Origin of the sequence: Caldimonas mangrovi (assembly GCF_023721835.1) — a bacterium.
Taxonomy (GTDB): Bacteria; Pseudomonadota; Gammaproteobacteria; order Burkholderiales; family Burkholderiaceae_C; genus Caldimonas; species Caldimonas mangrovi.
In genome coordinates, this window is sequence record NZ_JAMKFE010000006.1 from 344259 (window position 1) to 353183 (window position 8925).

Annotated in this window: 8 protein-coding genes, 1 tRNA gene and 1 pseudogene; 7 read left to right on the top strand and 3 right to left on the bottom strand. The window is 66.8% G+C overall.

The annotated features are described in order from the left end of the window. Window positions 1–39: 39 nt before the first annotated feature. Window positions 40–115 (top strand) — tRNA-His (locus tag M8A51_RS12845). A gap of 88 nt (window positions 116–203) precedes the next feature. On the opposite strand, the gene M8A51_RS12850 is transcribed toward M8A51_RS12845, so the two are convergent. From M8A51_RS12850 to M8A51_RS12860, 3 genes are read right to left on the bottom strand one after another with little or no spacing between them, the layout of a single operon-like run. Next, on the bottom strand, window positions 204–1175 hold the full coding sequence (locus tag M8A51_RS12850; protein WP_251778854.1) for a PDR/VanB family oxidoreductase: 972 nt from the start codon (window positions 1173–1175) through the stop codon (window positions 204–206). Beyond that, window positions 1172–2242: an aromatic ring-hydroxylating oxygenase subunit alpha gene (locus tag M8A51_RS12855; RefSeq protein ID WP_251778855.1), complete on the bottom strand. Its 1071-nt coding sequence runs from the start codon at window positions 2240–2242 to the stop codon at window positions 1172–1174. Before M8A51_RS12855 ends, M8A51_RS12850 begins: the two co-directional genes overlap by 4 nt. 59 nt (window positions 2243–2301) lie before the next feature. Continuing rightward, the gene (locus tag M8A51_RS12860) at window positions 2302–3177 is read right to left on the bottom strand and encodes an amidohydrolase family protein (RefSeq protein ID WP_251778856.1); all 876 of its coding nucleotides are present in this window, start codon (window positions 3175–3177) and stop codon (window positions 2302–2304) included. A gap of 221 nt (window positions 3178–3398) precedes the next feature. Here M8A51_RS12860 and M8A51_RS12865 point away from each other — a divergent pair, with 221 nt between their 5' ends. The 6 genes and pseudogenes from M8A51_RS12865 to M8A51_RS12890 all read left to right on the top strand — a co-directional run. Next, on the top strand, window positions 3399–4202 hold the full coding sequence (locus M8A51_RS12865; protein ID WP_251778857.1) for a crotonase/enoyl-CoA hydratase family protein: 804 nt from the start codon (window positions 3399–3401) through the stop codon (window positions 4200–4202). Then, on the top strand, window positions 4199–6070 hold the full coding sequence (locus M8A51_RS12870; RefSeq protein WP_368408545.1) for a feruloyl-CoA synthase: 1872 nt from the start codon (window positions 4199–4201) through the stop codon (window positions 6068–6070). The genes M8A51_RS12865 and M8A51_RS12870 overlap by 4 nt, the downstream gene beginning before the upstream one ends. Continuing rightward, entirely contained in the window at window positions 6067–6462 is a 396-nt protein-coding gene (locus M8A51_RS12875) for a nuclear transport factor 2 family protein (protein ID WP_251778858.1), read from the top strand. The genes M8A51_RS12870 and M8A51_RS12875 overlap by 4 nt, the downstream gene beginning before the upstream one ends. Window positions 6463–6485: 23 nt before the next feature. Next, window positions 6486–7250: an SDR family NAD(P)-dependent oxidoreductase gene (locus M8A51_RS12880; RefSeq protein WP_251778859.1), complete on the top strand. Its 765-nt coding sequence runs from the start codon at window positions 6486–6488 to the stop codon at window positions 7248–7250. A gap of 42 nt (window positions 7251–7292) precedes the next feature. Further along, window positions 7293–8435: an ABC transporter substrate-binding protein gene (locus M8A51_RS12885; RefSeq protein ID WP_251778860.1), complete on the top strand. Its 1143-nt coding sequence runs from the start codon at window positions 7293–7295 to the stop codon at window positions 8433–8435. A gap of 132 nt (window positions 8436–8567) precedes the next feature. Next, window positions 8568–8925 (top strand): annotated as a pseudogene (locus M8A51_RS12890) (branched-chain amino acid ABC transporter permease); the annotation flags it as partial.

Consider the following 8925-nt stretch of genomic DNA (forward strand, 5'->3'; position numbering starts at 1 on the left):
AAAAGCCTGCGCGAACCGGCTATAATCTTCGACTCTTTGGTGGCTGTAGCTCAGTTGGTAGAGTCCAGGATTGTGATTCCTGTTGTCGTGGGTTCGAGTCCCATCAGCCACCCCAAGGAATAAACGAAAAACGCCGATCCGGCTGTCAAGCCGGTCGGCGTTTTTGCTTTTGGGGGCGGGTGTCGCTGCGGGCCGGCTGCGGCCTACAGGTCGAGTACCAGCCGCGCGGATTTCGCGCGCGAGCAGCAGGGCGTGAACTGGTCGTTTGCCGCCTGCTCCTCGGGTGTCAGGTACAGGTCCTTGTGGTCGGGGACGCCGTCGAGCACGCGGGTGAGGCAGGTGCCGCACACGCCTTGCTCGCAAGAGGTCTGCACCTCCACGCCGGCGGCGGCCAGCGCCTGCACGACGGTGCGGTCTTCGGGCACCACGATCACGCGCACTGAACGGGCCAGCTGCACTTCGAAGCAGCTGTCGCCGGCGGCGGGGCCCACTTCCGCCGAGAAGAACTCATGGTGCAGTTGTGCGTCAGGCCACCTCCTGGCTCGTGCCACGGTCAGCACCTCGTCGGTGAACCGCCTCGGCCCGCAAACATAGACGTGCGTGCCCGGCTCGGGTTCGGCGAGTCGTTCGGCGATGTCGAAGCGCTGTGCCCCGGGGCCGTCGCTGAAGTGAAACCGCACCTGCCCGGCGAAGCGCGAGGCGGCAATGCGGTTGGCGAAGGCCGCACGCTCACGCGAGCGGGCGCAGTAGTGCATCTCGAATTCGGCGCCCATCGCGGCAAGGCGCTCTGCCATGCACAGGATGGGCGTCACGCCGATGCCGGCGGCCAGCAGCACGGTGCGCGCCGCGCCATGCACCAGTGGGAAATGGTTCTTCGGCGCGCTGATGGTGAGCAGGTCGCCGACCTGGACGCGGTCGTGCAGCGCCGACGAGCCGCCACGCGAGGCGGCCTCGCGCAGCACGGCGATCTGGTAGCGGTGCTGCTCCGCGGGGTCGTTGCACAGCGAATACTGGCGCGTCAACGTGGGGCTCACCGCCACGTCGATGTGCGAGCCGGCGGAAAACGCGGGCAGGGCACTGCCGTCGGCCGCGACGAGGTCGAAGCTGCAGATGTCGAGCGCCTCGGCGGTCTTGGCCTCCACCCGGACCTGCAAGGTGTCGCCGGGGAGCGTCATGCCGCCGCCTCGGGAGCGACGTCACGACCGCCGGCCGCTGCACCCTGTTCGGCCGCGAGCACCCGCTCGAGCACGCGGCGTGATTGCACGCCTCCGGCGTCGATGTTGAGCTTGAGCAGGTTGCGGCCGGGCCACTGCAGCAGGTTGCGCTGCTGGCGTTCGAGCATCTCCAGGTCTTCGCTGAAGATCTTGCCCTGGCCTTCGCGGATGGCTGCGGTCAGTGCCGGGTCGTCGGGCTTGAAGTTGCGTGCCATGCCCCAGAAGTACCAGATCGACGTCTCGGTCTCGGGGGTGATGAAATCGACGACGATGCTCGATGCCTTGTGTTCGGCAGCGGCGTGGTAGCCGCCCTTGCCGGCCAGTGCCACACCGACCTCGATCATCACGTGGCTCGGCGGTGTGAAGTGGCAGATCTGCCAGCGGTCGACCGGCTGGTCGTCGGGCAGGTGGTTGCTGCGCAGAGCCATCTTCCAGAACGGCGGCGCGCTGATGTTGTCCATGAACCGGCTGGTGATGACCTCGTCGCCCTCGACACGCGTGGTGGGGGCGGCCTCGTCGATCTCCTTCTGGCCGATGCTGTCGGCGTGCACATAGGTCTCGTGCGTCAGGTCCATCAGGTTGTCGATCATCAGCCTGTAGTCGCAGGCGATGTGGTACAGGCCGCCGCCGTAGGCCCACGCCGGGTCTTGCGCCCAGTGCAGGGCGTGGATCTTCGCAGGGTCGGCTTGGGCCGGGTCGCCGGGCCACACCCAGACGAAGCCATGGCGCTCGACCGCGGGGTAGCGGCGGATGGGAGGAAAGCCGCGCACCCGCTGGCCGGGCATCGCGATGGTCTTGCCATCGCAGCCCATTTCCAGGCCGTGGTAGCCGCACACGAGCTTGCCGTCGATCACCCGACCGAGCGACAGCGGCGCTCCTCGGTGAGGGCAGAAATCCTCCAGCGCTGCAATGGCGCCCTCGGGGCCGCGGTAGAAGACGACCGGCTCGCCGCAGATCTTGCGGCCGAGCGGCTTGTGTTCGATCTCGTCGGGCGTGCACGCCACGTACCAGGCGTTCTTCGGGAACATGACGTCGTCTCCTTTTTTGCTGATGGAGTGGATTTCGCGGGCGAGATCGACGCCGGCCGTCAGGCTGCCGCAGCCTGCAGACCCAGCAACCGCATCGCGTTGTCTTTCAGGATCAGTGGGTGCACCTCCGGCCGGAAGCCGGCCTCCTGAAAGTCCTTCATCCAGCGCTCGGGTGTGATGAGCGGGTAGTCGGAGCCGAACAGCACCCGGTCCTTCAGCAAGGTGTTGGCGTACTGCACGAGTTGCGGCGGAAAGTACTTCGGGCTCCAGCCGGACAGGTCGATGAACACGTTCGGCTTGTGCATCGCCACCGACAGCGCCTCGTCTTGCCACGGCCACGAAGGGTGGGCGATGACGATCTGCATGTCGGGGAAGGCGATGGCCACGTCGTCGAGGTGCATCGGGTTGGAGTACTCCAGCCGCAGCCCGCCGCCGCAGCGCATGCCCGAGCCGATGCCGGAATGGCCGCTATGGAAGATGGCGGGCATCTTGTGCTCGGCGATCACCTCGTAGATCGGCCAGGCCATCTTGTCGTACGGGTAGAAGCCCTGCACCGTGGGATGGAACTTGAAGCCCCTGACGCCATGTTCGGCGATCAGGCGCCGTGCCTCGCGTGCGCCCATCTTGCCCTTGTGTGGGTCGATGCTTGCGAAGGCCATCATCATGTCGCTGTTCTTCTGTGCGGCCTCGGCGATTTCCTCGTTCGGGATGCGCCGCCGGCCGAGTTGTGCCTCGGCATCCACCGTGAACATGATCAGGCCGATCTTGCGCTCGCGGTAGTACTGCACCGTCTCCTCAATGGTGGGGCGGCGGCTCGAGCGGAAGTACTTGTCGGCGGCTCGGTCGTACTCCTCGCCGTAGTTGTCGAACGGGTTCCAGCACGACACCTCGGCGTGCGTGTGGAAGTCGATGGCGATCAAATCCTGGAAGTTCATGAAGGTTCCGTGGGACGAGCAGATCAGGGGATGGTTAATTAAAGCACTTAATCAATTATGTGTCAGCCTTCCTAAAGGAAGGAATGGCTTTCCTGGCCTGGAGTCTCGGTGTTTTCACTGATGCCATGTATCGCCCTGGATGCGGGTTTGTCCCAGGTGTCGCGGGTGGGTGATTATTTAATATCAATAACAATTGATCGCCTGGCAATGCCACTCCTTCCATGAACCCATCCTCTGCCGTACCGGTTCGGCTCGATCTGTTGCAGGTCGGGATCGACGGCCCCGTTGCTCACGTCCGGCTGGCCCGGCCGGCCAAGCGCAATGCGATCAACGACCACCTGATCGCGCAACTGCACACCTGCTTCGTCAACCTGCCCTCGGAGGTGAGCGCGGTGGTGCTCAGCGGAGAGGGCGAGCATTTCTGTGCGGGGCTGGACCTGTCGGAGCTGTCCGACCGCAGCGTGGCCGAAGGCATTGTTCATTCGCGCATGTGGCATGCGGCCTTCGACCAGATCCAGTTCGGCCGCGTGCCGGTGATCGCCGTGCTGCACGGCGCGGTGGTCGGTGGCGGGCTGGAGCTGGCGAGTTCGGTGCATATCCGCGTGGCAGAGGACAGCACCTTCTACGGCCTGCCGGAGGGGCAGCGGGGACTGTTCGTCGGCGGCGGCGGCTCGGCGCGCGTGCCGAGGCTGATCGGCGTGTCGCGCATGATGGACATGATGCTGACCGGTCGCGTGCTGAACGCCGACGAAGGCCAGCAAGCCGGTCTGTCGCACTACCGCGTCGGGCAGGGGCAGGGCATTGCGAAGGCGATGGAGTTGGCGCATCGCATCGCCGGCAATGCCCCGCTGTCGAACTATGCAGTGCTGCACGCGCTGCCCCGCATCGCCGAGATGTCGCAACCGGAAGGCTTGTTCGTCGAGTCGCTGATGGCTGCCATCGCGCAGGGCGACCCGGCGGCAAAGGACCGCATGCGGGCTTTCCTCGAAGGCAAGGCGGGCAAGGTCGGGAAGGCGTCGTCATGAGCTCGGTGGCGCGCTATCGTGCCGCCCGCGTCGGCGGCTGCGTCGAGACGACCGTGGTCGAGCGTGCGGGCGGCATCGTCGAGTTGCGCTCCACGGAAACGCTGGGCCGCTTCCCGAGCCGGCTCACCGACCGGCTCGAGCACTGGGCCGAAGCGGCGCCGGATCGCACGCTGGCCGCCAAGCGGCACCGCGGCGGCGATTGGTTGCGACTGAGCTACCGGCAGATGCTGCAGCGTGCCCAGGCCGTGGGGCAGGCGCTGGTGGACCGCGGCTTGTCGGCCGAGCGGCCGGTGATGATCCTGTCGGACAACGACCTCGAGCACCTGTCGCTCGCACTGGGTGCGATGTGGGCTGGCGTGCCCTACGCGTCGATCTCGCCGGCGTATTCGCTGGTCTCCCAGGACTACGGCAAGCTGCGGCACATCGTCGCCAAGCTGACGCCGGGGTTGGTGTTCGCGACCAGCGGCGCGGCCTACGCGCGGGCCATCTCGGCCTGCGTGGCGGACGATGTCGAGATCGTTCTGACCGAAGGAGACCTGCCGGACCGCCCGAGCACGCCGTTCGACGCGCTGCTGGCAACGCCGACCGGCGCCACGCTCGACGCCGCGCATGAACGGGTCGGGCCGGACACCATCGTCAAGTTTTTGTTCACCTCCGGCTCGACGAAGTCGCCCAAAGGCGTCGTCAACACGCACCGCATGCTGTGTGCCAACCAGCAGATGCTGGCGCAAAGCCTGGCCTTCCTGGTCGACGAGCCGCCGGTGCTGGTCGACTGGCTGCCGTGGAACCACACCTTCGGTGGCAACCACAACATCGGCATCACGATCTACAACGGCGGCACGCTCTATATCGACGAGGGCAAGCCGACGGCGGCCGGCATCAAGGAGACGCTGCGCAACCTGCGGGAGGTCTCGCCGACGATCTACTTCAACGTGCCGAAAGGTTTCGAGGAGATCGCAGCCGCCATGGAGGCCGACGACACGCTGCGCGAAAGCCTGTTCAAGCGCGTCAAGGCGTTCTTCTACTCGGGTGCCGGGCTGTCGCAGCCGGTGTGGGACCAGTTGCATCGTCTGGCCGAACGCTCCGTGGGCGAGCGCATTCCGATGATGACCGGTCTCGGCATGACCGAGACCGCACCGTCGTGCACCTTCGCGCTGAAGCCCGGCATCCAGTCCGGCCACATCGGTCTGCCGTGCCCGGGCGTGGAGGTCAAGCTGGTGCCGGTGGACGGCAAGGTCGAGGTGCGCTTTCGCGGCCCCAACGTGATGCCGGGCTACTGGCGCGAGCCGGAACTCACGGCCGAGGCATTCGACGAAGAGGGCTACTACCGCACCGGTGACGCGGTGAGGTTCGTCGACCCGTCCGACCCGCAAAAGGGCCTGATGTTCGACGGCCGCATTGCCGAGGACTTCAAGCTCGCGACCGGTACGTTCGTCAGCGTCGGGCCGCTGCGCGCCCGGATCATCGCGCTTGGCGCGCCGCTCGTGCAAGACGCGGTCATCACCGGGCTGAACCGCAACGAGGTCGGCATGCTGATTTTCCCTCGCGTCGACGAATGCCGCAAGCTCGCTGGTCTGAGCACCGAAGCGAGCGTGCCTGAAGTGCTGCATCACCCGGCCGTGCGCGAGAGCTTCCAGCGCCTGCTCGACCGCCTGTGGACCGAAGGCACCGGCAGCGCGAACCGGGTCGCACGTGCCCATGTCCTGGTGGAGCCGCCGTCGATCGACCGCGGCGAGGTGACCGACAAGGGCTCGATCAACCAGCGGGCCGTGCTGGCGCATCGCAACACGCTGGTCGAGGCTTTGTACCGCGGTGCGGCCGCCGACCTCGACGTGCTGTTGCCGACCGGGATCGGAGCCCGAGCATGAAAGAGCAACGGTTGGCGGCGGTGCGCCGCTACCTCGACTGTCTGCACCGAAGCGACATCGAGGGCCTGATCTCGCTGTTCGCGCCTGAGGGATTCGTGGTGTCACCCTTCCTCGGCACGATGCACGCGCGGCCATTTTTCGAAAAGCTTGCGCAGTCGTCGACGCGCAGCGTCATCACTCCGATCGAGCTGTTCGCCGGCAGCAGCGACGAGCCTTGCGCGCGTGCTGCCGCGTACTTCCGCTACGACTGGACGCTGAAGGATGGTCAGGTGGTGACCTTCAAGTGCATGGACGTGTTCGAGTTCGAGCCGGTGAGCGGGCTGTTCGGCGCGATGACCATCCTCTACGACACCCATCCGATCCGCGAGCAGGTCGGCGACAAGTACGCCTGAATCGGCAGACAGGAGCGCAACACATGAATCTGCAAGGACACGCCGCATTGGTCACTGGCGGAGGCTCCGGCCTCGGCGCCGAGACCGCGCGGGAACTGGCCCGTCAGGGCGCCAAGGTCGCGGTGCTCGATGTGAACGCAGAGGCGGCGCAGGCGGTCGCGGCCGAGATCGGGGGGCTCGCCGTCGCCTGCGACATCACCGACAGTGCCAGCGTACAGCAGGCCATCGACGCGGCGCGCGAGGCACATGGGCCGGCGCGCGTGCTGATGAACGTCGCCGGCATCGGCGGTGCACGGCGCGTGGTCGGCAAAGACGGCCAGCCGATGCCGCTCGAAGACTTCAAGCGGGTCATCGATGTCAACCTGGTCGGCACCTTCAACGTGGTCCGGCTGGTTGCGGCCGGCATGGTCAAGCTCGACCCGCTGAACGACGGCGAGCGCGGCGTCATCGTGTGTACCGCCTCGGTCGCGGCCTACGACGGCCAGGTGGGCCAAGAGGCCTACGCCGCGTCGAAAGGAGGGCTGGTGTCGCTGACGCTGCCGCTGGCGCGCGACCTGGCGCAATTCGGCGTGCGGGTGTGCACCATCGCGCCCGGCCTGTTCCTGACACCGCTGCTCCACAAGCTGCCCGAAGAGGTGCAGCAATCGCTCGCAGCGTCGATACCCTTTCCCAAGCGGCTGGGCAAGCCGCAGGAATTCGCGCAACTGGCCGCGCATGTGGTCGGCAATCCCTCGCTGAACGGCGAGGTGATCCGACTCGACGGCGCACTGCGTCTGCCACCGCGCTGAGCCCTCTTTTTCCCGCCACTCGACAACATCGGAGACAAGACCATGAAGCGACCCGCTCTGAAGCACTTCGTCGTGACCCTGCTCGCCACGCTGACGGCAGGCGCCGTACAGGCCGACCTCACCATCGGGGTCAGTTTGCCGCTGACCGGGCCGGCCTCCGGCCTCGGCATCCCGGTCAACAACGGCTTCAAGCTGTGGCCGCAGACGATCGCCGGCGAGAAGGTCAACCTGATCGTGCTCGACGACGCCACCGACCCGACCAACGGCGTCAAGAATGCGCGCCGCCTGGTGACCGACGACAAGGTCGATCTCATCATCGGCTCGGCGGCGACGCCGGTGGCCGTGGCGATGGCCGACGTGGCCGCCGAGTCGGGCACGGTGCAGCTTGCGATGTCGCCGATCCCGCTGCCGGCGGGCAAGGACACCTGGTCGTTCCGCATGGCGCATTCGTCGGCCGTGATGGCTCACGCTATGGTCGAACACATGAAGAAGCAGGGCGTGAAAACGGTCGGCTTCCTCGGCTACACCGATGCTTACGGCGAGACCTGGCTGAAGGACTTTACGGCCAAGGCCGAGCCGGCAGGGATCAAGCTGGTCGCGACGGAGCGTTTCCAGCGCACCGACACCAGCGTCACCGGCCAGGCGCTGAAGCTGGTTGCGGCCAACCCCGATGCGATGCTGGTCGTCGCTTCGGGTTCCGGCGCTGCCATGCCGCACCGGGCCCTCGTCGAGCGTGGCTACAAGGGCAAGATCTACCAGACGCATGCGGCCGCGTCGCGCGATCTGATGCGCGTGGGTGGCAAGGACGTCGAAGGAGCCTTCGTGGTCTCCGGCCCGGCCACGGTGGCCGAGCAACTGCCCGACGGGCACCCGTCGAAGAAGGAAGCGCTGAAGTACGTGCAGGGCTACGAGAAGCTGTACGGAGCGGGCATGCGCAACCAGTTCGCAGCGCACACGTATGACGCGCTCCTGGTGCTGGAGCAAGCAGTGCCGGTGGCGCTGAAGAAGGCCAAGCCGGGCAGCAAGGAGTTCCGCGCGGCGTTGCGTGACGCGATCGAGTCGGGCGGCGCAGTGGCGGCTTCGCAAGGTGTGCTGGACTATTCGCCGAAGGATCACTGGGGTTTCACGAACGACAGTGCGGTCGTGATGAAGGTGGTCAACGGCGACTGGAAGGTAGAGCACTAGACCACCCCCTACGGGCTTCGCCCGCCCCTCAAGGGGCGCCGCTGGCGGACCGGCTGAGCCGGCTCCGCGGCGGCACTTGGACTTCTGGCTTCGCTGTGGCGCCGGGGATGACCGGCACGCGCTGGAACTGACATGGACCTATCGATCGCAAGCATACTGCTGCTGGACGGCGTGACGAACGGAGCGATCTACGCGCTGCTGGCGATGGCCACGGTGCTGCTGTTCGCGGTGACGCGGGTGATCTACATCCCGCAAGGCGAGTACGTGGCGTTTGCGGCGCTGACGGTGGGCCTGCTGCAGCTGGGCCAGGTGCCCGGCACCGTGTGGTTCCTGCTGGCGATGGCCGCGCTGGTGGCGGTGCTTGACGCGTGGGCCGGCTGGCAAGGCGGGCAGGGCGTGGGCGCGGTGCTGCGGCAGGCCTTGCGCACGCTGGCCTGGCCGGTGGCGGTGTCGGCGCTGACGATCTGGCTGGCGCCGCAGCGCCCGCCGC